This window comes from Streptomyces sp. SX-6, from assembly GCF_059089585.1.
In genome coordinates this window covers 12,570-35,926 of sequence record NZ_JBTHHU010000013.1, presented here as the reverse complement: position 1 = coordinate 35,926, position 23,357 = coordinate 12,570, and the positions used below count along the sequence as shown (strand labels likewise).

General features: G+C 70.3%; 23 protein-coding genes. 14 read left to right on the top strand and 9 right to left on the bottom strand.

Annotated elements, in window-relative coordinates; translation table 11 throughout:
• Nucleotides 1-166: 166 nt before the first annotated feature.
• From ACV530_RS17915 to ACV530_RS17890, 6 genes are all read left to right on the top strand, one after another.
• Nucleotides 167-595, top strand: a complete 429-nt coding sequence (locus tag ACV530_RS17915; RefSeq protein ID WP_494333509.1) for a hypothetical protein — start codon at nt 167-169, stop codon at nt 593-595.
• A 482-nt stretch (nt 596-1,077) separates the two neighbouring features.
• Nucleotides 1,078-1,848 (top strand): DUF2334 domain-containing protein, encoded by a 771-nt coding sequence (locus ACV530_RS17910; protein ID WP_494333508.1) that lies wholly within the window; start codon nt 1,078-1,080, stop codon nt 1,846-1,848.
• Nucleotides 1,845-2,963 (top strand): glycosyltransferase, encoded by a 1,119-nt coding sequence (locus tag ACV530_RS17905; protein WP_494333507.1) that lies wholly within the window; start codon nt 1,845-1,847, stop codon nt 2,961-2,963. The genes ACV530_RS17910 and ACV530_RS17905 overlap by 4 nt, the downstream gene beginning before the upstream one ends.
• Nucleotides 2,964-3,058: 95 nt before the next feature.
• Nucleotides 3,059-4,192: an alpha/beta hydrolase gene (locus ACV530_RS17900; protein ID WP_494333506.1), complete on the top strand. Its 1,134-nt coding sequence runs from the start codon at nt 3,059-3,061 to the stop codon at nt 4,190-4,192.
• Nucleotides 4,193-4,261: 69 nt separating this feature from the next.
• Nucleotides 4,262-5,545, top strand: a complete 1,284-nt coding sequence (locus tag ACV530_RS17895) for an alpha/beta hydrolase family protein (protein WP_494333505.1) — start codon at nt 4,262-4,264, stop codon at nt 5,543-5,545.
• Between the two features lie 36 nt (nt 5,546-5,581).
• Nucleotides 5,582-6,148, top strand: a complete 567-nt coding sequence (locus ACV530_RS17890; protein WP_494333504.1) for a DJ-1/PfpI family protein — start codon at nt 5,582-5,584, stop codon at nt 6,146-6,148.
• Here the strand turns inward: ACV530_RS17890 and bla are convergent.
• Nucleotides 6,138-7,022, bottom strand: a complete 885-nt coding sequence (bla, locus tag ACV530_RS17885; RefSeq protein WP_494333503.1) for a class A beta-lactamase — start codon at nt 7,020-7,022, stop codon at nt 6,138-6,140. The two genes, ACV530_RS17890 and bla, sit on opposite strands and share 11 nt — an antisense overlap.
• An 82-nt stretch (nt 7,023-7,104) precedes the next feature.
• Between bla and ACV530_RS17880 the strand changes: the two genes are divergently transcribed.
• The 3 genes from ACV530_RS17880 to ACV530_RS17870 all read left to right on the top strand — a co-directional run bounded on the left by ACV530_RS17880 (nt 7,105) and on the right by ACV530_RS17870 (nt 9,469).
• Nucleotides 7,105-7,974, top strand: coding sequence for a LysR family transcriptional regulator (locus ACV530_RS17880; protein WP_494333502.1), 870 nt, complete (start codon nt 7,105-7,107; stop codon nt 7,972-7,974).
• Complete coding sequence (locus ACV530_RS17875; RefSeq protein ID WP_494333501.1) at nt 7,971-8,888, top strand: serine hydrolase; 918 nt, start codon at nt 7,971-7,973, stop codon at nt 8,886-8,888. Before ACV530_RS17880 ends, ACV530_RS17875 begins: the two co-directional genes overlap by 4 nt.
• Before the next feature lie 110 nt (nt 8,889-8,998).
• On the top strand, nt 8,999-9,469 hold the full coding sequence (locus ACV530_RS17870; RefSeq protein ID WP_494333500.1) for a GNAT family N-acetyltransferase: 471 nt from the start codon (nt 8,999-9,001) through the stop codon (nt 9,467-9,469).
• 48 nt (nt 9,470-9,517) lie between these two features.
• On the opposite strand, the gene ACV530_RS17865 is transcribed toward ACV530_RS17870, so the two are convergent.
• Nucleotides 9,518-10,420 carry a hypothetical protein gene (locus tag ACV530_RS17865; RefSeq protein ID WP_494333499.1) on the bottom strand — a complete coding sequence of 301 codons (903 nt, stop codon included), beginning with the start codon at nt 10,418-10,420 and terminating at the stop codon, nt 9,518-9,520.
• Entirely contained in the window at nt 10,417-11,829 is a 1,413-nt protein-coding gene (locus tag ACV530_RS17860) for a phenylacetate--CoA ligase family protein (protein ID WP_494333498.1), read from the bottom strand. The genes ACV530_RS17865 and ACV530_RS17860 overlap by 4 nt, the downstream gene beginning before the upstream one ends.
• 724 nt (nt 11,830-12,553) lie before the next feature.
• Here ACV530_RS17860 and ACV530_RS17855 point away from each other — a divergent pair.
• A complete protein-coding gene (locus ACV530_RS17855) occupies nt 12,554-13,348 on the top strand; it encodes an IclR family transcriptional regulator (protein ID WP_494333497.1) in 795 nt (264 codons plus the stop codon).
• Nucleotides 13,349-13,631: 283 nt separating this feature from the next.
• Here the strand turns inward: ACV530_RS17855 and ACV530_RS17850 are convergent, their stop codons facing one another.
• Nucleotides 13,632-14,126, bottom strand: coding sequence for an SRPBCC family protein (locus tag ACV530_RS17850; protein ID WP_494333496.1), 495 nt, complete (start codon nt 14,124-14,126; stop codon nt 13,632-13,634).
• A gap of 72 nt (nt 14,127-14,198) precedes the next feature.
• Between ACV530_RS17850 and ACV530_RS17845 the strand changes: the two genes are divergently transcribed.
• Complete coding sequence (locus ACV530_RS17845; protein WP_494333495.1) at nt 14,199-14,780, top strand: TetR/AcrR family transcriptional regulator; 582 nt, start codon at nt 14,199-14,201, stop codon at nt 14,778-14,780.
• Nucleotides 14,781-15,004: 224 nt separating this feature from the next.
• On the top strand, nt 15,005-15,955 hold the full coding sequence (locus ACV530_RS17840) for an SDR family NAD(P)-dependent oxidoreductase (RefSeq protein WP_494333494.1): 951 nt from the start codon (nt 15,005-15,007) through the stop codon (nt 15,953-15,955).
• 94 nt (nt 15,956-16,049) lie between these two features.
• On the opposite strand, the gene ACV530_RS17835 is transcribed toward ACV530_RS17840, so the two are convergent.
• A complete protein-coding gene (locus ACV530_RS17835; protein ID WP_494333631.1) occupies nt 16,050-17,258 on the bottom strand; it encodes a Cmx/CmrA family chloramphenicol efflux MFS transporter in 1,209 nt (402 codons plus the stop codon).
• A gap of 335 nt (nt 17,259-17,593) precedes the next feature.
• On the opposite strand from ACV530_RS17835, the gene ACV530_RS17830 reads away from it, so the two are divergent.
• A complete protein-coding gene (locus ACV530_RS17830) occupies nt 17,594-18,181 on the top strand; it encodes a TetR/AcrR family transcriptional regulator (protein WP_494333493.1) in 588 nt (195 codons plus the stop codon).
• 339 nt (nt 18,182-18,520) lie between these two features.
• Here the strand turns inward: ACV530_RS17830 and tgmC are convergent, their stop codons facing one another.
• The 4 genes from tgmC to ACV530_RS17810 all read right to left on the bottom strand — a co-directional run bounded on the left by tgmC (nt 18,521) and on the right by ACV530_RS17810 (nt 21,987).
• The gene (gene tgmC, locus ACV530_RS17825) at nt 18,521-19,639 is read right to left on the bottom strand and encodes an ATP-grasp peptide maturase system methyltransferase (protein WP_494333492.1); all 1,119 of its coding nucleotides are present in this window, start codon (nt 19,637-19,639) and stop codon (nt 18,521-18,523) included.
• Nucleotides 19,636-20,589: an ATP-grasp ribosomal peptide maturase gene (tgmB, locus tag ACV530_RS17820; protein WP_494333491.1), complete on the bottom strand. Its 954-nt coding sequence runs from the start codon at nt 20,587-20,589 to the stop codon at nt 19,636-19,638. The genes tgmC and tgmB overlap by 4 nt, the downstream gene beginning before the upstream one ends.
• Before the next feature lie 11 nt (nt 20,590-20,600).
• Nucleotides 20,601-20,864, bottom strand: coding sequence for a putative ATP-grasp-modified RiPP (gene tgmA / locus ACV530_RS17815; protein WP_494333490.1), 264 nt, complete (start codon nt 20,862-20,864; stop codon nt 20,601-20,603).
• Nucleotides 20,865-21,570: 706 nt separating this feature from the next.
• Entirely contained in the window at nt 21,571-21,987 is a 417-nt protein-coding gene (locus ACV530_RS17810) for a hypothetical protein (RefSeq protein WP_494333489.1), read from the bottom strand.
• Between the two features lie 150 nt (nt 21,988-22,137).
• On the opposite strand from ACV530_RS17810, the gene ACV530_RS17805 reads away from it, so the two are divergent.
• Complete coding sequence (locus tag ACV530_RS17805; RefSeq protein ID WP_494333488.1) at nt 22,138-23,307, top strand: helix-turn-helix domain-containing protein; 1,170 nt, start codon at nt 22,138-22,140, stop codon at nt 23,305-23,307.
• Nucleotides 23,308-23,357: the final 50 nt, after the last annotated feature.

The window sequence follows — 23,357 nt, the reverse complement described above, 5'->3', positions numbered from 1 at the left end:
AGCGGATGCAGTCAACTCCCGTGAAATCACGGCCCGTCGGGCGAAAGCAGCCATGACCTGGGAACGCTGCGGCTCTTGACGCAGGCGTGACTGTCATGGACATTGCGACCGGAACGCTGCACTCCCACCCCCCAGCCGTACGACCGTCCGGTCCAGGAGGAGTCACGTGGCAAGACACCGCGCCCTTTTGGTGGCAATAGCGCTCATCGCACTCGGCGCGCCGGGCATCGTCCCGGCCACCGCGCATCCCGCCAACGGCACAAGCGCCCCCGACCCCGACGCCCCGCACCGCGGCGTCGTGACCGGAGCCCGGACACCTGGCCACTCCCCCGGCCGCGAACGGGCGGTGCGCGCCTTCGCCGACGGCCGCCGGGCCGCGGCGGACCGCACCGGAGCCGCCGCCGACGTCACGCACAACTGGTGGGGAGTCTTCCCCCGGCCCGGCACGCACGACGGCATCATGGCCACCCACAGCGTCGACCCCGCCTACCGGGTCAGTGACGCGCAGAACTTCACCTACTCCCCCACGACGAAGGCACAGGGCTCGTGCATGGAGATCGTCACCGCGTACTGGAACAGCGGTGACGAGATCTGAGCCTGGGACTGGTGCAGTTCACCGGGCAGCCCCGCCAAGACCCTCAGGAAGGCCATTCTTGACGGGGCGATGCGAGCGCCGTCGTGTCGCTCCGTAACTCCTCTGGTACGCTCGGCACATCGCCGGGGACGATAACCAAGTCCCCAACAACTCGAGCGAGTCCCGTACTTGCTCCGGCGGCCGGGAGGGTCGTCGTCGGACAGGCATGACCTGTCAAACTCCCCGGAGCGACCCAGGGGAGAATCTCCCGGATTTATCGGGAGAGAACTTCAAGCGAGCAACGACCCGGCCACCGGCCTCGGTTACTACTGCACCGAGGCCCACGGGGGAAGTCTGCGAGCCCGTCGGACTCCCCGTGGACCGACAACAACCCTGACGGCAGCGCGTTCCTGTGCCCGCAGTTGAAATGCCTCCAGGCCGGTGCGGACGACCACTGGACCGTACGCCAGTGAGAGACGCCCTCACCGTGTGAAACTCTTCCGGTGAGGACTTCGCAACGCGGCGACAGCGGCAGGTTCGTGGTGTCCGTTCACGATGTCGCCCCGTGGAGCCTGGAGCAGAGCAGGCTCTGGGTGAGCGACCTGGACGCCCGTGACGTCCCCGCGACCCTGCTCCTCGTGCCCGGCCCCTGGCGCGGCCCGTGCCTGCCCGACGACCCGGTGCTGGTCGACTGGGCACGGACCGCGCAACGGCACGGGCACGAGCTCGCGCTGCACGGGTACGCGCACGAGGGCGTGCCCGGCGGTCCGTTGCCGCGCCGCTGGCTGAACGCCGTACTGGCGCGCGGCTGCGCCGAGTTCTGCGCCCTCGACCGCAAGGAGGCACAGGCCCGCCTCGAGCGCGGCCTGGCCGCGCTCGCGTCCGTGGGCATCACCCCGCGCGGCTTCACACCGCCGGGGTGGCTCGCCTCCCGGGACACGGTGGCCGCCCTGCGCGCGCTGGGGCTGGAGTACACGACCAGCCACCTGGCGGTGCGCGACCTGCGCACCGGGATCCCGCACCGCATGCCGGCGCTGTCCCACCGGCCCGGCGGACGCGGGGAGCGGGCCGGTGCCCGGCTGATGCGGGCGGCGGCACGCCGGTGGTCCGTACGCGGCACGCCGTTCCGCATCGCCCTGCACCCCGCCGACCTGGCCCGGCCGGGCCTGCGCGAGAGCGCGCTCGAGGCCGTCGACGCGGCGCTGGCCGCCGGGGCGCGCCCGTGCACGTACGCCGAGTTGGTGGATGTGTGGCGGGCCGGGAGCCCGGCGTGAGGATCGTCCAGCTCGCCAACTTCTACGCGTCCGCCTCCGGCGGGCTGCGCACCACGCTCGACGCGCTCGGCCGGGGCTACACCGCGGCGGGGCACGAACGGATCCTCGTGGTGCCGGGCAGCGGACACACGTGGGTGCGCGGCGAGGAGTCGGGGCTGCGGATGACCGTTCCCGGCCTGTCCGTCGGCGGCGGCTACCGGCTGGTGCTCTCCGCGCGCGGACTGCACCGGCTGCTCGACCGGCTGGCGCCGGACTCGGTCGAGGTCTCGGACAAGCTCACGCTCGTGCCCGCCGCGGCCTGGGCGAGGGCACGGGGCGTACGGAGCGTCCTGCTCTCCCACGAGCGCATCGACGCCATCCTGGCCCCCCGGCTGCCGGCCTGCGTCCCGCTGCGCCCGCCGGCCGACTGGTGGAACCGCCGGCTGGCCCGCTCCTTCGACGCGGTCGTCGCCGCGTCGGCCTTCTCCTGCGCGGAGTTCCGCCGCGTGGGCGCCCCCGCACTGCACCGGGTGCCGCTCGGTGTCGACCTGGAGGTGTTCGCCCCGGCAACCCCGGCCGCCGTTGCGCAGACCGAGGTTGTCCGGCTGGTGTACGCGGGACGGCTGTCGGCCGAGAAGCTTCCGCATCTCCCGCTCGAGACCCTGCGCGTACTGAGACGTCGCGGCGTCGCCGCGCGGCTCGACGTGCTGGGCGACGGCCCCGAACGGGAGCGTCTGCTGCGGCGGGCCGCCGGGCTCCCCGTGCGCTTCCACGGCCATGTGCCCGACCGCCGCGCCGTGGCGGCCGTCACGGCGGCGGCGGACGTCGCGCTCGTGCCGTGCCCCGTCGAGGCGTTCGGTCTGTCCGCCCTCGAGGCGCTCGCCTGCGGCACCCCGGTGGTCACGGCCGACGCGGGGGCCGCCCGTGAACTGCCCGTCCCGGGCGCGGGGCTCGCCGTGCCGGCGACGGCCCCGGCCATGGCGGACGCCGTCGCGACGGTGCTCGGCTGGCCGCGGGACCGGCGCCGGGCCGCGGCGCGTGCCCGGGCCGAGGAGTTCCCGTGGGCGGCAACCGTGGCGCGGATGCTCGCTGTTCATCACGGTGCCCCGAACGGTGCCCCAACCACCGTTCCATAACATGAAATTGCGGGCATAGAGGGAACCCTGCCCCTGCCGTCTCCCTCTCTCCAGAGGAAAGCACCCTTCGAAGAGAATCCGAAGAGGAGCACGCCATGGGCCTCACCTCCCCGACCCTCCTGCTGGTCCTGGCACTCGTCGCCGTCGCGATGTGTGTCCTGGTCCTGTGGCTGTGGCCCCGCGTCGCCCGCAGGAGCCTGCTCGCGCTGTCCGCCCGCTTCGGCCTGCTGGTGCTGTTGCAGGCGAGCGTCATCGCCGTCCTCCTCGTCAAGGCCAACGACGACTTCGGGTTCTACTCCAGCTGGGCCGAACTCCTCGGCCGCTCCTCCACCCATCAGGAGCTCCAGCCCGGCCCGGACGGCGGCAAACGCCCGCCCGCGCTCGTCGTGAAGGGTCAGGAGTCCATCGGTCTGAAGGGCGGCCGCGAAAAGGCCGGGCAGGTGGACCGGATCGAGATCCGCGGGCCCGTCACCGGGTTCGGCATGGACGGCTACGCCTACCTGCCGCCGCAGTACTTCCAGAAGGAACACGCGAAGGACAGGTTCCCGGTCGTGGTGGCGATCACGGGCCAGCCCGGGGTCTCCAAGAACCTCATCACCCAGATCAAGGTCCCGCAGGCCGCCTCCGCCGCCATCATGGACCGGCGGATGAGGCCGACGATCGTCCTGATGGTCCGGCCCTCGGTGGTGCCCGGCCGTGACACCAACTGCACCGACGTGCCCGGCGGCCCGCAGTCCCTCACCTTCTTCGACCAGGACCTCCCCATCGCCGTCAACGACGTGTACCGCGCCGACAATTCGGCCGGCGCCTGGGGTGCGGTGGGCGATTCCACCGGCGGCTACTGCGCCCTGAAGATGGCCATGACCGCCCCCTCCCGCTACGGCGCCGGTGCCGGGCTCTCCGCCGACTACTACGCCCGCCAGGACGGCCAGACCGGCGACCTCTACGACAAAAGCGCCCGGCTCAAGAACGAGTCCGATCTCATCTGGCGCCTCGGGCACATGCCCCCGCCGCCCGTGTCCCTGCTGGTGTCCACCAGCAAGTCCGGCAAGGAGTACCAGGAGAACTACCGGCCCACGATGGAGTTCGCGCAGAAGGCGAAGGCCCCGACCCGCGTCACCAAGCTCGTCCGGGACGAGGGCGGGCACAACTTCCGCACGTGGCGCGAGGAGTACCCGCTCGTCCTGCGCTGGATGGACAAGGAGCTGGCCGCGCGCACGGCGCGGTGAGCGACCCGTACGTCACCCGCCTGGCGGCGTGCGCCTGCGCACCGCCGGGCCCGGTGGCAGGCTGGCGGCGTGAGCATATTCGGCGGCCGGCCCGTCGCCCTGGGCGCCGTCCTCGCCATCGCGACGGCGGCCGGAGCCTGTTCGTCCGGTGCCCCGGCGCCGGGCCCGCGCCCCCCGACGGCCGCGGGGATACGGATCACCGATCACACCTACGAGGTGCCCCGCCCCCTGACGCCCGCCGCCCCGGGCAGCCTGATCGCCGCCGGCGACCGGGGGCCGGACCGGACGTTCGGCGGTGCGCGGCGCTGGACGGTGCTGTACCACTCCACCGACGCCCACGGCTCGGACATCGCGGTCAGCGGCACGGTGCTCGTACCGCAGGGTCCGCCGCCGCCCGGTGGCCGGCCCGTGGTGTCGTGGGCGCACGGCACCACCGGCGTGGCGGACAAGTGCGCGCCGTCGCAGACGCCCAACCTCGGCTTCAACGCCTACGCCCAGCAGCTGCGCAGCCTGCTGCGCGCCGGTTACGCGGTCGCGGCGACGGACTACCCGGGGCTGGGCACGCCCGGCATGCACACCTATCTGGTCGGGGCGGACGAGGGGAACGCGGTCGTCGACATCGTCACCGCCGCCCACCGCCTCCAACCGGACCTCGCGCCCTCGTGGTTCGCGGTCGGCCACTCGCAGGGCGGGCAGGCCGTCCTCTTCGCGGCCAACGCCGCAGGGCGGGCGCCCGGCCTGCGCCTGGGCGGCACGGTCGCCATCGCCCCGGCCAGCCACCTCGAGGCCATGCTCCCCGGCGTGATCGCCTCGCACCAGTCGAGCGAACTGTCCTTCGCGCTCTACTCACTTGCCGGGCTCAGCGCCACGGACCCGTCGGTCGACCTGCGCAGCCTGCTCGGGCCCACGGGAGCGCAGACCGCCACCCGCGTCCTCGGCGAGTGCCTCAAGGCGAGCTACGCACCACTGGCCCATGTCACCACCGAGGAGACCCTTCCGCTCAGCAGCGACCAACTCACCTCGCTCGGCCGCAAGATGGGGGCCTACGGCGACCCGGACCGTACCGCCGTCGCCGGGCCGGTGCTCGTCGTCCAGGGCGGGAACGACCAGGACGTACCGCCGCTGTGGACGGCCGAAGTGGTCGGACACCTGCGGGCGCTGGGCTCGCCCGCGGTCGTCGACCGCACCTACCCCGGCGCCGACCACGACCAGGTGCTCGGCCAGTCGGTGTGCGACGTCCTGTCCTTCCTCGGCACGCACGGCGGCCTGCGCACCACCGGCTGCGCCCCGTACCGGACGGACCTGGCCGACAACCGGCCACGGCGAAGTGGCCTTGTCCGCAAAGGTGGGTAGGAGCTCTCGGCCACTGTCCGAGCCGAAGGAGCCCCGATGCCCAAGGTCCTGATCGTCACCGGTGATGCCGCGGAGGACCTGGAGGTCTTCTACCCCTATCAGCGGCTGCTGGAAGAGGGGTACGAGGTGGACATCGCCGCGCCGTCGGCGAAGAAACTCCAGTTCGTGGTGCACGACTTCGTCCCGGGCTTCGACACCTACACCGAGAAGCCCGGCCACTCCTGGCAGGCCGACCTCCCGTTCGCCGACGTGGACCCCGACGCGTACGCGGCGCTGGTGATCCCCGGCGGCCGGGCTCCCGAATACCTGCGGCTGGACGCCGATGTGCGGCGGATCGTGCGGGCGTTCTTCGCCGCGGACAAGCCCGTCGCGCAGATCTGCCACGGCGTGCTCACCCTCGCGGCAGCCGGTGTGCTCGAGGGCCGCCGCACCGCGGCGTACCCGGCCTGTGAACCGGAAGTGCGGCTCGCGGGCGGCACGTTCGTGGACGCGGAGGCCGTGGTCGACGGCAACCTCGTGTCGGCCCGGGCGTGGCCCGACCACCCGGCGTGGATGCGCGCGTTCGTCGCCCTGTTGCGGGAGCAGGCACCCGTCAAGGAGTGAGCGCTTCCAGGGCCGCTTCCGTCGCCTGTGCGATCAGGGCGTCGTCGGATTTGGCATCGGGCTTGCCGCGTTCGGACAGGACCGCGATGACGACGGGCTTGCGGCCGCCGCCGGGCCAGGCGACCGCGATGTCGTTGCGGGTGCCGTACGCGGCGTTGCCGGTCTTGTCCCCCACCTTCCAGCCGTGGGGGACGCCGGCCCGGATGTAGGGAGCGCCGGTCGTGTTGCCCACCAGCCAGTCGGTGAGCAGCTGTTGCCGGTCCTTGGGAAGGGCGTCGCCGAGGACGAAACGGCGCAGGTCGGCGGCGAGGGAACGGGGTGTACTGGTGTCCCGGTTGTCGCCGGGCTTCCATTTGTTGACGTCCGGCTCGGCGCGGTCGTTGCTGATCGTGGTGTCGCCGAGGTCGCGCAGGGTCTTCTGCAGGCCCTTGGGGCCGCCGATGTGGTCCAGGACGAGATTGGCCGCCGTGTTGTCGCTGTACGACACGGCCGCGGCAGCCAGATCGCGCAGCTTCATGCCCGTGTCCACGTGCTTCGAGGTGACCGGCGCCCACTCCTGCAGATCCTCGGATCGATAGGTCACCACCTTGTCGAGGTCCGCGTCGGAGGCATGACGCAGCAGGGCGCCACCGGCGAGAGCCTTGAAGGTCGAGGCGTGCGCGAAGCGTTCGTCCGCGTGGTAGGTCACTTCCCTGCCGGTGCCGGTGTCCAGGACATACAACCCGAGCCGGGCGTGGAAGCGTTGCTCGATCGCACGGAAGGGGTCGGCTGCCGGGGCGGCGGCGCTGCCGTCCTTGGCGCCGCACCCGGTCAGCAGGGCAGCCGCGAGCAGCGGGGCGGTGAACAGAGCGGTACGGGACTTGGTGAAGGGCATGCGAGCAGCCTGCCGCCCCTCCTCTCATGCGGACAAAGACAGCTATGGCGTCTTTCATGCGCTTTATGCATACGATGGATCGATGGACTTGGTGGGAGCGTGCCGTGTGTTCGTGCGGGTGGGCGAGCGAGGGAGTTTCACTCTGGGCGCCGCGGCGGCCGGGGTGCCGCAGCCCGTCGCGAGCCGGCGGATAGCCGCTCTCGAGAAGCACCTGGGCAGCGCCCTGTTCGACCGCTCCGGCCGTCGTGCCGCGCTGACGCCGTTCGGGCGGGACCTGCTCCCGTCCGCGAAGCGGCTGGTCGAGCTGGCGGACGCGCTGGAGTGCGACGCCGAACAGGCCCGGCTCAGGCCGCTGGCGTTCGCGGTTCCCGAGGTGTGCCCCGTACGGGAGTTGGCCGCGCTGGAGGCGGCCGCCCGCGAGCAGGGCATGGTCCTCGGTTTCCGTACCGCGGGCCCTGCGGCGCGCACGGAACTGCTCGGCACCCACGAGGTACGTCTGGCACTCGTGGCCGTCCCTCCGAACGAGGCCACCTGGGCCGTCCCGCTCGGAGTGGCCTCGGCGACGGTGTCGGACACGAGGCCGCTGCGTATCGAGACGCTACGGTCCCGGCGGCCGCAGCGCTCGTACCAACGGATCTGGATCCAGCCGGAGGACGATCTGCCGCACATCCGGGACCATCTGGAGCAGTTCGGCCACCGCGCCGCCCTCCTCCCCGCACAGATAGCGGTCGCGCCTTCGCTCACCACGGCCGTGTCCGAAACCCTCCGCAACGGCTCCCTGCTGCTGTGCTCGTCCGCGCAGGCGGACGAACTGGGGCTGCACTGGCGCCCGTTGGCGGGCACGCCCGTCGCCCGTGGCTACCACGTACGCGGCGGCGACGCACAGCATGTGACCAGCGCACTCCGGGAACCGATCGCGCAGTGCCTGGGCGTACCACGGGAGCAGGCATGAACACCCAACGGGCCGTACGGGAGTTGCGGACCCTGCTCGCGGACGGAGGGCTGTCCGGCTCGTTCCTGGTCCGGGACCTGGCCACCGGCGACGAACTCGGCATCGCCCCGGACCTCGAGCTGCCGCTCGCTTCCCTCGTCAAAGTGCCGCTCGCCATGGCCGTGCTGGAGCGCATCCACGACGGACGCATCGACGGGGCCGCCATGATCGACGTGCAGCCCGGGCGCATCACATCGGCGGGCCCGGTGGGACTGAGCAGGTTCCGCCACACGGCCCGGATCGCCGTCGACGACCTGCTCTACCTGAGTACCGCGCTCAGCGACAACACCGCGGCGGACGCCCTGTTCGGCCTCGTCCCGCCCGCCGAGGTCAATCGCGCCCTGGCGGATGCCGGGGTCACCGGCATCACCGTCCGCCACATGATGGACGAGCTCACCCGCACCCCTGCGGAGCGGTTCGGGCCGGGCGACGTCCATCTCGCCCAGTCCCTGGCGATCGGCTCCCGTACGGCGGGGCACGGCCACCCGGTCCCCCAGCTCGACGTCAGCCGCGCGAACTCCGGAACCGCCCGGGCCTGCGTCGACCTCCTCCAGGCCCTCTGGGATCCCACCCGCGTCCCGGCCGCCGTCGCCGCACAGGTGCGCTCGCTCATGGGCGAGAACGTCATCCGCAACCGGCTGACGCCCGACTTCAGTTCGGACGCCTCGCGATGGTCGTCCAAGACCGGCACCCTGCTCAACCTGCGCCACGAGATCGGGGTGATCGAGCACGAGGACGGCTCGCGGTACGCGGTCGCGGCCCTGACGGAGTCCGCCGTCCCGGCGGCCGTCCAGCCGACGGCGGAGGCCGTGATGGCGCATGTGGCGCGGGCCCTGCACGACCAGTTGCGGTCTGGTACGGCGTCTGTTCTCTAACTACGAGTGCCGTATCAAACAACGCTTGCCCTGTTGGCGGATTGTCGTAACCGTTGGGCGGGGGCGGGGGCGATACCGCTTCAGCGTCGACGGCGTGGGAAGCTGATCCAATGCCTGTGACCCTCCGCCACTTGGACGCCCGGTACTTTCCTGCCTGGCTCGAGCGCAGTCGAGCCGAGTACGCCAAAGATCTTGTCGCTACGGGGCAAACACCCGAGGAGGCTCACCGGCACGCGGACGAAAGCATGGCCCGCTCCTTTCCCTCCGGCACACCAAGCCCGGGGCACGTGGTCTTCGACGTGGTCGATGACGCCGGGGTAACCGTCGGCTACCTCTGGATCGGACCGGACACGAGCGACGACGCCGGCGCCTGGTGGATCTGGGACATCATGATCGACGCCGACAAGCGGGGCCGGGGCTTCGGGCGAAGGGCCATGGTCCTCGGCGAGGAGTACGCCCGGACGCAGGGCGCTCATACCCTTGGTCTCAGTGTCTTCGGGTTCAACACGGGTGCGCGCGGCCTTTACGAATCGCTCGGCTACGAGACGACCACGGTCAAGATGCTCAAACGACTCGGCTGAGATTCAGGCCGCGTTCTCGCAGGGCGGTGAACTGGGCCTCGATCCGGTTCAGCCAGGAGGAGTTCGGCCGGCCGCCGCCCTTGGGGCTCCGATCCGGTCGCGGCGGAACACGAGTTCGGCCATCCGCCGTTCCGGGCCTCGGCGGCGCAGGAGCAGGTGGCCGACGAAGGCCGCCGGGCCGAAGAACACCTGGGCCGGGATCAGCGCCGCGGCGTGCCCGGTGACCGCGCCGACGATGTGCAGGGTGGCCACCGGGGCCACGGCGCCGAAGAGCACGACCAGCACGATCCCGGTGCGCAGCCCTGCCTTCCCGTACGCCTTGTAGGCGGCGGTGGTGAAGAGGGCGTAGGCCAGCAGGTCGCCCATGCCGAGCACGGCGCCGAGGTCCTCCCCGATGCGCAGCCCGGCCGCAGGGGCGAAGGGGTAGCCCTGGACCGCGTCGGACAGTTCCTCGGTCAGGGGGACGACCCAGGCGAAGAACGCGTCGTAGGCGGTGAGTGCGAGCAGGAACCACGCGACGTTCTTCAGCCGCATCCCGCCCTGGACGTTGATGTTGGTGGCGGAGACGACGACCAGGCCGACGACGCAGCTGTTGGCGATCCAGTACGGCGCGGCGGTGTCGCCGAAGGCAAGGTGGGTGCCGAGCACGGCCGCGATCAGCGCGGCGATCAGCGCCCAGCGCAGCCTTCCGTCGCCGATGACGGGCTGGTAGCCGACGGACAGCCCGCCTGCGAAGGCCACCGCGAGCACCACCGGCAGGACCGCGCCGGGCAGCGTCAGGTAGAGGTACGGCAGCGCCAGGACGAAGCCCATCATCAGGACGATGTCGGCGCCGTTGAAGACGCCTATCGGCGGCCGGGCGGTGCGGACGGTGCGGAAGTAGCCGACGGAGCCGACGCACACCGCGAGTGCCAGGGCGCAGCTGACCGCGAGTTGGAAGAAGACCGTCATGCGTGGCTCCGGGTGAAGGTGTGCTCCAGCAGGTCGCAGCGGAGCGGGAAGCGCAGCGCCGCTTCCGCGTCGTCCAGCGGCAGGACGGTGACGTCGGCGTCGATGCCCTCGGCCCGCAGCCGTTCGGTCACGTCGGCCGCGCCGAGTTCCTTGGAGGCGACCTCTATGTGCAGCCGGCGCCGGGCAGTGACCTCGGCCCGGTGGCGCAGCGGCCACGGCAGGCCGGGGGTGCCGTCCAGCGCCTCCACGATGTCGCGCGGGGTGACGACGGCGTCGGCGGTGCGGTACAGCTGTCCGGCCTTGCCGAGGATGTGGGAGATCGCGGGGACCGAGGCGAGTTCGCAGGTGGGCTCGCCGTCCAGGGTGCGGACCACGTCACCGGTGTTGTACCGCAGGACGGGCATGCATTCCCGGTAGGGGAAGTACGGGGTGACCGTCAGTTCGCCGAGGCGGCCGGGCCCGGCGGGCTCGCCCGTCTCCAGGTCGAGGACCTCCGTGTACCCCATGTTGGGGTCGATGTGCAGGTGATGGTGGGTACAGGTACGGCCGCTGACGGGCAGCAGCTCGGTCATCCCGAAGGAGTCACCGACGGTGCGTGCGCCGAAGGTCTCGCGGAAGGCGGCGGCCAGGTTGCGCGACAGCATCTCCCCTCCCGCGTAGACCGCGCGCAGCCCGAAGTCCTGTGGCCCGTATCCGCGTTCGCGGGCGACGCTCACCAGGCGGGCGAGGTAGCTGGGATTGCCGGTGAGCACCGTCGGCCGGGGGCCGGAGCGGCCGAGCAGGTGCTCGACGGACTCCTCGGGCGGGACCTGTCCCACGACGTGACAGGCGGCGTTGGCGAGGCGGCACACCTCGACGTCCTCCTGTACGGCGGCGGTCGCCCGCGAGCTGAGGTTGATCTGCATCCGGTCGCCGGGGCCGAGGTCGCCGCGGAGCACCAGGGACAGCGCGATCAGGGCGGGCCACAGCTCCATCTCGTAGCGGGAGAGCCAGATCTGGACCGGCGCGCCGGTGGTGCCGGTGGTCTGCGTCACCAGGTACGGGTCGCTGCAGAGGAAGTCGGCGGGGCGGGCGATCAGGTCGGCCTTGCGTGTCACCGGGATGCGGGTGAGCGTCTCGGTCGTGATCCCGGCCGGGTCCACTCCGGCGAGCCGTTCCCGGTAGAAGGGCGAGCGTGTGGCGAGCCTGCGCACGGTGCGCTGGAGCGCCCGGTTCTGCAGGTCGCGGCGCTCGGCCGGATCGGTGAACGGTCCGTCGGCCAGTTCGTCGACGTCGTCGCCGAGCGAGCCGAACTCCTCCAGCGTGACGAGCGCGTCGGCGACCAGCCGTTCCACGGCCCGTACGTTCAGCCGCCGGCCGAACACCATGGCCGTGGCCACCCGCACCTGCCGGACAGCCGTCTCCAGCACTGATGCCTCCCTCGCACCTCGAACAGGACGAAGGGGTGGGGGGGGGGACCCCCCCCCACCCCTGGGGTTTACGTCAGCTGGCCGAACAAGCGCCGAAGAAGACCGCCGTCAGCGCACCCATGACGTACTTGAACTGCTTCGCGCTCGTCTTGATGGCGCTCATATGTGCCTCCCCTGTTTGCTGCGAGTGGACGTCCGCTTGACTCCCGCAGGAGTTACCGGCGTTCCGTCCCTTGACGAGCAACACAGTGGCTCGATCACTGCGCACGGGCAATGGTCGGGTCCATTCAACGGACCGGCGACTGAGGGGAACCATTCTGCCCGGTGCCGTGCGCGAGGGCCTGAAGGCCCTTCTGGAACGCCTCGCCGCCCCTGCCCATGCCCGGAGTCCGCGGGTCGGCAGGGGCCGGCCTTGGCTCGCTGTGCACTTTGTTACCAGCGGGGGGCGTCACTGTGCAGACGTCAACTATTCATCGAGCAGAGGCTGAAGTAGGTTCACCGCTGCCGGTGTTCAGTCGGATGCCAGCGCTCGCCGCATACGCGTCGGCTGCCGCCGCACTGCTTTTCGCCACATCGGCAACCGCACTGCCTTCGCTGGCAAACCAACTGACTTAGCCAGGTCTCCCATGAGGTCGGCACAGGGGGCCGCAGTCAGGTCGAAGGGTTCGAACGGGGGAATTGTGGGGCCGTCCAATCGACGGCCCGGCATGAGAGGGGGACCCTCATGGCGAGATCCAGCGCTGAGGGACGCGGCGTGCTGGAAGGCGCGTTCGCACTCATGGAGGTACTCGCGCACGATGACGAGGTGGGGCTGACCCGGCTGGCGAGTGACGCCGCGCTGCCGAAGGCCACCGCCCACCGGCTGCTCGGGCAGCTGGTCGCACTGGGCGCGGTGCAGAGTCATGAAGGCCGCTACCGGCTGGGCCCGCGGACGTTCCGGCTCGGGCAGGCCTGGCATCCGGCGCGCGCGCTCCGAGCCGCCTCGGCCCAGCCGTTACGGGAACTCGCGGCGGTCAGCGGTGAGGTGAGCCTGAGCCTGTCGGTGCCCGAAGCCGGACACATCATCGTTGTCGGGGGCATTCGGGGCGAGGTGGACGAGGTCTTCCCGCTGCGCTCCGGGGTCGTCCTGCCGCCCGGCAGCGCGGCCGAACTGGTCCTGGCGGCGGCCGCCCCCGGGCCGGAGCGGCCTGCGGGGTGGACGGAGGCCGCCTGGGCGCGTGAGGTCGCGGGGGTCCGGGAGCGGGGGCTCGCGTTCGACTACGAGCAGTGCGTGGAGTCGCTGTCGTGCGTGGCGGCTCCGGTGCACTCGGCGTCCGGCCAGGTGGTGGCTGCCATCGCGGTGACCGCCCTGGACGCGAAGCTGATCCCCCCGCTGTGCGACGCCGTGAGCCGCGCGGCGTCGGCGATCAGCGGGAGGCTGGCCCGCCTGCCGGAGCCCGCGTCCAAGCCCCGCAGGGCCAGGCCGGCCCCGAACCGGGCCGTGAAGGGCTTCGCGGGCGCGGCCGACCCGAGCCGCTGAGCCGGCGGCCGGCGCCCGGGGCTCGCGGGGCGGGCCCCGGGCGCCGGCCGGACCGTCTCGTGTGCAGCCGCCCCTCGTGTGCCGCGCAGCGTCCCACAGCCCGTCCGGAACGATCCGGTCCCACGTTCCCCGCCCCATGACCGGTCAACGCCCGCCTCACCTACATAGGACACGGTCCAAGAAGTTCTACCGGCTCAGGCCCTGGAACACCCCCGGCGACCGGGCGGGGAGCGCCGACACCCCCGTGCCCGGCGCTCCCCGCTCCCGTCCCGGCGCTCCCGCCTCAACGCACGCCGCGGACCCGGGCGGCGCGCAGCAGCCGTACGTACGGGCTCCACCGCGCTCGCCTGGCGACCGCCCCCGTACAGGCCAGTTGAGCCCGGTCGAGGGCGTCCTCCAGGCAGGCGTCGTGCAGCGGCCGCCAGGCGAGCGGCCAGGTCAGACGGGCCGGCCCGCGGGCGTTCATGGCGAGGGTGTGGCGCAGCACCGTCCGCCCGTCGCCGAGCGGCAGCACGGCGAACTCGTGGAAGCCGTCGAAGCCGCGCGGCGCGCGGAAGGCGAAGCGCACCCAGGTGGACGGGACGTAGGCGACGACGGTGTAACGCACCGGCCCGTGGCCACCCTTGGCCCCTCTGGAGAGCGGTCGGTCGAAGGCCATCGACGGCCAGCTTTCACAGGGCCACAGCAGGTCCTCCTGCCCGGCCAGGGTGTCGATCAGCGCGCCGACCTTGTCCGGCGGCGCGTCCAGGACACGTTCGTGCACATTACAGACCCCCACAGGCACACCTCTCCCTTGCCACAACGCTTATAGAGAAGCCTCTCTAATTAATTGGAGGGTACTCTCCAATACATGCCGAGGCCACCCCGTTTCGAGACCCCGCTCCTCCTCGACGCCGCCGTACGACTGGCCGCCACGGCCGGACCAGCAGGCGTGACCATGTCCGCGGTGGCCAAGCAGACTGGCGCACCGAGCGGCTCCGTCTACCACCGCTTCCCGAACCGGACGGCCCTGCTGGCCGAGGTGTGGCTGCGCACGACCGAACGCTTCCAGGAGCGCTACCACGCGGCACTCACCGGCGAGGACGACCCTCGCCGGGCGGGCCGGGCCGCCGCCCGACAGGCCGTCGCCTGGTGCCGGGCGCACCCGGACGAGGCGGCGCTACTGCTGCACGGCGCCGAGGAGTTCGGCCGGGCCGACTGGCCCGAGGAGTACGTCCGCCGCGCCGACGAGGGCAACCGCCGCGTCCTGGGCACCATCACCGCCCTCGCGAAGTCCCTCGGCAAGGACACCCCGCAGGCCGTCGAACGCGTCACCCTGGCCCTCGTCGACCTCCCGGTCTCCCTGGTCCGCCGCCACTACCGCGCCGGCGAGGTACTGCCGCCGCACGCCGAGGACTTGGCGGAGGAGTGCGTGGCCGCGCTGCTGGAGTGACGCGCGCCGCCGCGAGGCCAGAAGCGTGTTCCGGAACATCCAAGGTTGATCACAACCGGATACGGGCCCTAGCACCACGTATAGGCGGGATGTCGGTCTCTCAACGCAGCTGTCGGTGATCCGTAGGCGATATCTCGGTTCCCGCCGGAACCATGGGTGACAAGCCGCTTCCCCGAGAGCGACTGCGACCGTCTCGTCCTTCCAGACCAAGGGAGCCTGCCGTCATGTTGTCCGCGTCCTCCACCTCGTCCTGGGACGTTCACCGGCTACCGCGTGCCGAGGGCAGCGCCTTCCTGGTCACCGGCGGCAACGCGGGCATCGGGTACTTCATCGCGGAGCAGCTTTCCGCCACCGGAGCCACCGTTGTGCTGGGCAGCCGCAACCCGGTGAGAGCCGAAGCCGCCGTGACCTCGATCCGCTCGCGCGTACCCAGCGCACAAGTACATGCCATCCAGCTGGACATCGCCGACCTGTCGTCGCTCAGCGCGGCGGTGGAATCCTTGAAGGTGGATCGTCTCGATGCGGTGGTCCACAACGCCGGGGTCGCGCTCGACGACCTGCCACGCCGCGAGACAGGAGACGGTCATGAAGTCATGTTCGGCACGAACCACCTCGGGCACTTCGCGCTGACCGGCCGCCTGATGCCGCTGCTGTCGGCCGCACCGGCGGGACGCATCGTGACCGTCGGCAGTTTCGCGGCGAAATCCGAACAGCTGGACCTGGACGACCTGCAGTCACGGCGGGGCTACCGGCCCAAGCGCACCTACGGGCGATCAAAGCTGGCGCAGATGTACTTCGGCCTCGAACTCGACCGCCGCCTGCGCACTCTCGGCAGCACGGTGGAGAGCGTGGTGGTCCATCCTGGCGGCGCCCTGGACTCCCTCACCCCGTCACGACCGCCGATCCATATACGAACCGTTGGTGCACGGCTGCGCGCGGCACCCGCCGCCCTTGTCGTCCAGGGCAAGCACGCCGGCGCATGGCCGGCGGTTCGAGCGGTGCTCGACCCGGCCGTGCGCGGAGGACAGTTGTGGGGACCACACCTCTTCAGCCTGCGCGGCACGCCTCGACAAGAAGCGGTCTGGAGCAATCTCGCCGACACCGCCGTCGCGGCGCAGCTGTGGGACGCCAGCTGCGACCTGACCGGAGTCGCCCCCGACACCCTGCGCGGATAGATCAGGCAAGCAAGCCTGCGGCCAACTGGCGTGCTCAGCATGGCCAACTGCGGGTGACGCCAACTCGCGGCTGCTGCCGTCCTGTCCGGGGGTGTCAGGCGTCGGCCCCTGCGAGCTCCTGCCGTAGGTCCGGTGCGGCGACCGTCGCGTTGTCGGTGCGGTGCTGGAGCGCGCCGGCCCACAGCGCGCCCAGGAGGCCGAGCACGCCGAGGGCGGCACCGACCCACGCCACGGACTCGTAGCCCCAGTCGGCGCTGATGGCCAGGCCGCCCAGCAGCGGCGCCAGGGTGTTGCCGACGTTGAAGGCGGAGGTGTTGGCGGCGCCGACGAGGGTCGGGGCGCCGGGGGCCACGGTGAAGACCCGGGACTGCAGGATCGGGTTGGTGACGTAGCCGGCCAGGCCCAGGAAGAAGACGGCCACGACCGTGACGATCACGTTCCGCGCCGTCAGCGCGAGCACCACGGAGGCGATGATCAGGCCGCCGAGGCCAAAGGCGAGGGTGCGGATCGGGTGCGACTCGGCGACGCGGCCGCCGATCGTCATGCCGATCAGTCCGCCGACGCCGAACAGCGCCAGGATGGCCGGGACCCAGCCCTCGGAGAGGCCGGTCACGTCGGTGAGCACCGAGGCGAGGTAGCTGAAGGTGACGATGACGGCGCCGAAGGCGAAGGCTGTGACGGCGTAGGAGAGCCACAGCTGCGGCCGGGCCATGGCCCGCAGCTCGGACTTGACCGTACGGGTCTCCTCCTTGGGGCCCTTGCCGCCGGGAATGGCGAGCATCGAGCAGGCGAGGCTCGCGAGGGTGAGGACGGCAACGGCCCAGAACGCCGCGCGCCAGCCCGCGAACTGGCTCAGAACGGTGCCGGCCGGGACGCCCACGATGGTGGCGAGGGTGAGCCCACTGGCGACGACCGCGACGGCCTTGCCCTTGGCGCTCACCGGCACCATGCTCACGGCCGTGGCCACGGCGACGCCCCAGAATCCCGCGTAGGCCAGCGCGCTCACGATGCGGGTGGCGAACAGCAGCCCGTAGCCGGGCGCGACCGCGCCGACCACGTGGGCGGCGATGAAGACGGCCTGGAGCGCGACCAGCGCGGTGCGGCGCGGCCAGCTCAGCGTGGCGACGGCCAGCAGGGGCGCTCCGACGACCATGCCGATGGCGAAGGCGGATATGAGGAGTCCGGCGTCGGGGATCGAGACGCCCAGGTCGTCGGCCATGGTGGGCAGCAGGCCGGAGAGCATGAACTCCGAGGTGCCCTGGGTGAAGATGCCGAGTCCGAGGATGTAGACGGCGAGCGGCATCTTCCCGGCTCGCCCGGGGCCTGTGGTTTTCGAGTCGACTGCCATGAAAGGCCCTCCAACGCTTCGGGGATCGGTGGTTTCTGAGTCGGGTTCACAAACCGGACGTACGGCGCCCTCGACTCCATGGCCAGGACGCTAGCACATTTTGAAGCGTACGCTCCAAAACGGCGGAGGTTCGAGAGGTGAGGATCCGGAAGCGTTCAACTGCCGGAGCGGCGGCGCGGTTTGTGCGCGCCGTCACCCATGCGGGCGTGCGCGGCCTTCGGCACCGCGCCGGGCGAGGCCCCTGCCCGGGGTTTTTGGACGATCGCTTCAAAACCTTTAGTGTGCTGAGTATGGCGAGGCCGAGGAAGTTCGACGAGACCCGCGTCATCGGCGCGGCGATGGACGCGTTCTGGCGCCGGGGCTATGAGGCGACCTCCACCCGTGACCTGAGCGAGGGCACCGGGCTGGGCCCGTCGAGCCTGTACAACACGTTCGGCGACAAGCGGCAGCTGTACCTGCGTGCCCTGCGCCAGTACTACGAGACGGCCACCGACGCGCAGATCGAGATCCTGGAGCGGCCGGGGCCGGTCAAGGACCGGCTGCGCGAGCTGATGCTCCACGACATCGGCGTCGACGTCGACGCCTCCGGCACCGGGCGCCCCGTCGGCTGCTTCGCGATCAATGCGGCCATCGAGATGGCCAGCTCGGACCCGGAGGTCAAGGAACAGGTGCGCCGCCACTTCGCCAGGGTGGAGGAGGCGCTCAGCGATACGGTCGCGCGCGGCCAGCGGGCCGGCGAGATCCGCACCGACCGCGACGCGGAGAGCCTGGCACGCCAGGTACTGAGCACGTACTACGGCCTGCACGTCCTCAGCAGGGCCCGCGACGACCGGCAGGTACTCGCGGACGTCGTGGAAAACGTGCTCGCCGCGCTCTGAACGCACGGACGACACGGCGGCCGGCCCCTTCCCGGCACCGGCCGCCGTCGCTCCGTCGCTACATGAACACCGGCCCCCGCCCCGCCGGCACCGCGACCTCGTGCGCCGGACGATCTCCACATCGATGCCAAGACCGGCGCCGTTCGCGACAACGGCGCCCATGAGGGCACAGCAACCGTGGCCTCACGCGAAGCCCAGGAACCGGACAACCCGCCCTCAAGGACTACGACTCGCCGAGCACTCGCATTACACCCGCTGACAGCGGATATAAGGGAACCTCGCCCGGCACCCCTGGAGGTGCGCGAGCGGGGTAGCGAGTTCAAGGCGTGTTGGTCGTGATCACTCCCATGTGAGGTGTTGCCCCTCGGTGGTGACCTGCAGCCGCATTCGCTCGGCTGGCGGCCGGCCGTCCTTCTGCCACTGCGTGACGTGCTCGGTGATCACATCCCACAGGTGATCGGGGCCGGCCTGCCGGACCATCCATTGCCCGTCTTTCTGGTACAGCGCGGCCCATGCTCCGGCCTCCACATCGATGATGATGTGTTCCGGGCGTCCGTCACGTTCAAGCGTGAGCCGCTGGGCACTCGGCGCGGCGAACTGTGCGACGAATCGGGCTGTCCAGTCGTCCAGCACGTCAGCCCCGAGTCCCGTCGGCGAGGCCGTGCCCGAGTCGAGATCGGGCAGCAATCCGAACGAGGGCGGCAGTTGCGGGCGGGCGAGCATGAACGACACTTGCCCTCCGAGGACCGGCCCGCTTGCCGTGCCGTCTTCGGCGACCGTCAGCCGTACCAGCTCGGACGCGTTCATCCACCCACCGACAGTCACCAGGACTTCCCCGCCGGGCCGAGTCTGTGCGATCCACTCGGCCGGGACGGTTTGGACACCACAGGTAGCAATCACCCGGTCGTACGGGCTGCTGTGCGGGTAGCCCGCGAGGCCGTCCCCGACCACGCGATCGGGCCAGTATCCGGCCTGGGCAAGGGCCATACCGGCACGGTCGGACAGCTCCCGGTCCACTTCGATTGTGGTCACGTTGTCTTCACCGACGACGTAGGACAGGAGCGCAGTCGAGTAGCCCGTGCCCGTCCCGATCTCCAGGACCTTCGCGCCCTCGGACACGTGCAGCTCTTCCAGCATGCGCACCACAAGCCCGGGAAGAGTGGAGGACGACGACGGAGCGCCGCAGATGCGTCCCTCTATCTGCTCGGGGAAGACCGAGCCGGCCACCTGTGTCACAAGGGTGTCGTCCTCGTTCACCCGCGTCAGGGCTGTGAGGGAGTCGGGCCGGACGGGGCGGTACCAGCCGCCCCCATCGTGCTCGAACCACCCTCGCGACAGGAACGCTTCACGAGGTACCGCCATCACGGCCGCTTCCCACTCGGGGCTACGGAGCACCCCCGATTCCCTGAGCCGAGCGGCGAGGGCCGCCCGAAGTCCCTCCGATTCTGTGCCGGTCACAGGGCCTCTCCGTTCTCCAGAAGATCAGCGATTGCGGACGTGATCGGCAGATCCGCCGCATGTTCGAGCCACGCCCATTGGCCATTCGGGTTGCACTCCAGAAACCACCATGCGCCCTCGGCCGTCACAGCGAAGTCGAACGCCCCGAAGTTCAGGCCGTAGTGGGCGAGGAACGCCACCAGGGCAGCCCGAACCGGCTCGGGACAGCCGATCGGCTCGTACGAGAGGTTCCGGTACTCGCTGCGCCAGTCGACCACCCCAGCCGGGGCTTTGATCAGGGCACAGAACACCCGGCCGCCGACCATCACCGCGCGCACGTCCCCGATCTTGGGTACCTGTGCCTGGAAGAGATGGGCGCAGTGGCTCACAGCGCGTGTGATCTCGCCGGGCTCGACTGGAGCAGCCCAGATTCCGGCGGGCTCGCCGTCGACCTCGTATGCCCCTGCGTGTAACGGCTTGTAGATGGTGGGTCGTGCGGCAGCGAACGCCTTTGCCTCGGCCGGATCGTTGGTGATCAGTGTTGGGGGTACGGGCAGCCCCAGGTGAGAGACCATCGAGAGCTGTTCGGGCTTGTACTCCGCGCGGGCGATTGCCTGCGGGTGGCTCAGGTAGAGACAGCGGGGAAGCGCGGCGAGCACTCCGCCGAGCCCCCGGCGGTTCTCTTGTGCTGCGAACTGTTCGGTCTGGTCGTCGTGCTCGGGCAGGTACGCGCTCGGCCGTCGGTGGTAGAGCGCGCGGACGCACGCGAGATCGGCGGTGCGTTCTCCTACGGTCAGCGTTCCCGACCAGCCGTCTGCGTCGACGCTCGCGGCGAGGGTGACATGGCCGGGCAGGTCCTTGCCGGGGTCGAACCGGAGGACGGGCACCCGGCGCCGGTTCAGCTCCGTTATGACGAGGTCGGCGGTCGCGTCTTCGTGTTCGGTGGCGACCAGCACCGGGCGTCCGTCCACGGCCTTGTCTCCTAGTCCTGCGTCGCGTCGTGGCCGGAGTCGCTGTCCTGCTTGCCGTCCTTGCTCACCTGCGTGGGCGGGTAGGTGTTCACAGACGTGCCGTGCTTGCCCATCTCCATCGGCAGGGCTTCACCGCTCTTGCCGATCCAACGGCCGGTCTGCGTCTTGGTGTCCAGCCCCGCGTACAACAGCGTTGCCCCACCGTTGCGGAGCGGTTGCATGCGGCGCATGCCCCACGGCGTCAGCGAGGCCACCGTAGTTGACGTGTTCTCCATCAGCACTCCCTGGATTGGTAGTTGACGTTCCCCGAGCCCTCCGGCTGCCAGGGCTGCCGACAGCCGAAACGGCTCGTGCTGGTGGTGCGGTGTGCGACCCGCACTGGGGTCCTTCTGTTGCCGCAAGGACGCCCGGGGCGAGCATGAGCCCCGCCCGGCCGACAACGCGACACGGCAAGCGACCGGGCGGGCATCTGGTGCCTGCCCCTCACCAGGCGTTGCTGATACCCAGCAGAAGGGCAGGGGTTAAAAGTGGCGGGTCCCGCCGTTAGGTCACTGTGCACTCAAGTGGTCTTTGGCCTGATGGGCGATCTGCGCCTTGCGGTATGCGTCGGCCTGCTCGCGGCTGCCTGCCCGCTCGGCAGCGCCGATCAAGCGGTTGAAGCGCCCGCACACCGTGCACGGGGCCAGGGGATCCGCGGGCCCACTGGATCGGGGTCCGCTCATGTGCGGCAGAGAGATGAAAGGCAGGGGCATCATCATGAGCGTCCCCCAGGCCGAGCACGCAGCAGCCGATCCGACGCCCGGCGCTCCTTGCACTCGTCCTTGGCGCACCACGCGCACTCACAGGGCGGGAAAACACAGCGCACTTGGTCGCCCTTGGCCTCCTTGGTCGCCGACACATGAACGGTCGGACCCCAGGTGCGGCCACTGTCCAGCGACACCCGCATCGTCATCTTCGTGGACGGCAGACCGCTGCGATAGGTCATCGAACCGCCTCCGAGGGCTCCCCGGCCGGCGACACGGGCGACGACTCACCAACGTAGACGGTGAAGGCAGGCAGGCTGAGCATCCAATCCCGGAATTGCAGCTTGCCCAGGTCCGAGGAGGAAATCTCGTCCTCGCTCCGGGCGACGAGCTCTGTGACCTGCTGGGTCCTCAGCAGACGCTCGACCTTGTACCAGTTCCTCCGATCGGTCCGAATAGTGGTCAGGGGTGCCACGTCGGAGTACATGGCGCGCACGAACCGGCCGCGGGCCTCGGCCCGGGCGCGCAGATACTCCAACACCTCTCGGGGGGCGCGGCCGTCGTCGACGCAGGCGTAGAGGACGACGTGCACCCGATCAGGTAGGCCACTGGCCGCGTTCGCGATGTTGCGGCGTCGTGCGGAAGTATCCGCCAATTGTCTCGCCTTCCCCTCGGTGTCGCTGGATACCTACGGCAAGTCAACGCCCAAACGCGTAGCCGAAAGTGCACAAGAAGTGCACAGTTCGAAGGCGCGGGTACGTGCCTCCTGGGACCATGAAGCCAACGACGTCGATCGGAAGTGCGCATGGGTGCAATCAGCGAAGTGCCTGGGCCTGGTGCGAACGTGGCTCGGCTCCGCAAACAGCGCGATTGGGGACAATTTCGACTCGCCCGAGAGTCAGGAGTCTCCAAGTCGCTGCTCGGTAAGGTCGAACGCGGCGAGAGGGCGTTGACGCAGGGTGTAGCTGCTTCGATCGCCCACGCCCTGGGCTTGCCCCTTGAAGAGGTTCTTGGTCAGGCTCCTGTGACCTCTGAGGACTCCCTGAAGGCGCTCAATACCGCCATTCGGCGGTTCGATCTTCCGCGGGCGCCTGAGAAGTCAGAAGCGGCACTGAAGCAGGCTCTGGCGGACATGATTGCGATAAGGGGGGACGCCGATCTCGGGCAGGTTCTCGCGAATCTGCCGGACCTCGTATCCGGCGTACAGAACCATGCCCACACCGTCAACACCCCCCAAGCCTGGGCAATGGTGGCAGAGGCTTACAGCACGGTTTATTGGCTGGCTGCCCGGCACCGGTGGATGACTCTGGCCGACCTGGCGGTAACCAAGCAAAAGCTCGCGGCTGCTCAGGCTGACCCTGTAACCCTCGCAATTGCAGCCCGGGATACGGCTGGCGTACACCTCAACCATGGCGAGTTCGAAGACGGCCTAGCTGTTGTAGACCGGGCGATCTGCCAGGTCGAGAGCCACGCATCTGGCCGAGGTCGCTCCTACGCTCTCGGCATGCTCCACCTCCGCGGCATGACCCTGGCGGGGCGGCTGAAGGATCGCAAGACCGCAGACAAGCACATCGCAAACGCTTGGGCGCTGTCCAAGGATTTCGATCGAGATGTGAATCGCCTGGGGATTCACTTCGGGCCGCAAAACACAGCAGTGCACATCGTTGCGACCTCTGGAGACCTTGGCCGACATCGCGATGCGATCGAGACCATGGAGGACTTCGGGGAGGGTAACCCCTTGAGGCTCCCCGCCACCCGAACGAGTCCCCTGCACATGAACGTGGCAAGGTCGAAGCTTGCGTTGGGGGACAAAGACGGCGCGTTGGAGGAGCTGGAGAAAGCTTGGACTCTCGCGCCACAGATGGCGAGGGTCCATCCCACAAGCCAAGAGTTGCTTCGAGTCCTCACGACAATGCACAAGAGGAGTAACCCCAGGCTGACCCGTCTTGCAAAGAAGGCCAACATCAAGATTTGAAGCGCACCTCCAGGCGCCAGCGACCGGAGCCCCGACCTGTCATCAGCGGG

Coding starts and splice junctions, on each gene's coding strand:
- ACV530_RS17900 (WP_494333506.1), top strand. CDS start 3,059: ATGGGCCTCACCTCCCCGACCCTCCTGCTGGTCCTGGCACTCGTCGCC.
- ACV530_RS17890 (WP_494333504.1), top strand. CDS start 5,582: ATGCCCAAGGTCCTGATCGTCACCGGTGATGCCGCGGAGGACCTGGAG.
- bla (WP_494333503.1), bottom strand. CDS start 7,022: ATGCCCTTCACCAAGTCCCGTACCGCTCTGTTCACCGCCCCGCTGCTC.
- ACV530_RS17880 (WP_494333502.1), top strand. CDS start 7,105: ATGGACTTGGTGGGAGCGTGCCGTGTGTTCGTGCGGGTGGGCGAGCGA.
- ACV530_RS17875 (WP_494333501.1), top strand. CDS start 7,971: ATGAACACCCAACGGGCCGTACGGGAGTTGCGGACCCTGCTCGCGGAC.
- ACV530_RS17870 (WP_494333500.1), top strand. CDS start 8,999: ATGCCTGTGACCCTCCGCCACTTGGACGCCCGGTACTTTCCTGCCTGG.
- ACV530_RS17865 (WP_494333499.1), bottom strand. CDS start 10,420: ATGACGGTCTTCTTCCAACTCGCGGTCAGCTGCGCCCTGGCACTCGCG.
- ACV530_RS17855 (WP_494333497.1), top strand. CDS start 12,554: ATGGCGAGATCCAGCGCTGAGGGACGCGGCGTGCTGGAAGGCGCGTTC.
- ACV530_RS17845 (WP_494333495.1), top strand. CDS start 14,199: ATGCCGAGGCCACCCCGTTTCGAGACCCCGCTCCTCCTCGACGCCGCC.
- ACV530_RS17840 (WP_494333494.1), top strand. CDS start 15,005: ATGTTGTCCGCGTCCTCCACCTCGTCCTGGGACGTTCACCGGCTACCG.
- ACV530_RS17835 (WP_494333631.1), bottom strand. CDS start 17,258: ATGCCGCTCGCCGTCTACATCCTCGGACTCGGCATCTTCACCCAGGGC.
- ACV530_RS17830 (WP_494333493.1), top strand. CDS start 17,594: ATGGCGAGGCCGAGGAAGTTCGACGAGACCCGCGTCATCGGCGCGGCG.
- tgmA (WP_494333490.1), bottom strand. CDS start 20,864: ATGGAGAACACGTCAACTACGGTGGCCTCGCTGACGCCGTGGGGCATG.
- ACV530_RS17805 (WP_494333488.1), top strand. CDS start 22,138: ATGGGTGCAATCAGCGAAGTGCCTGGGCCTGGTGCGAACGTGGCTCGG.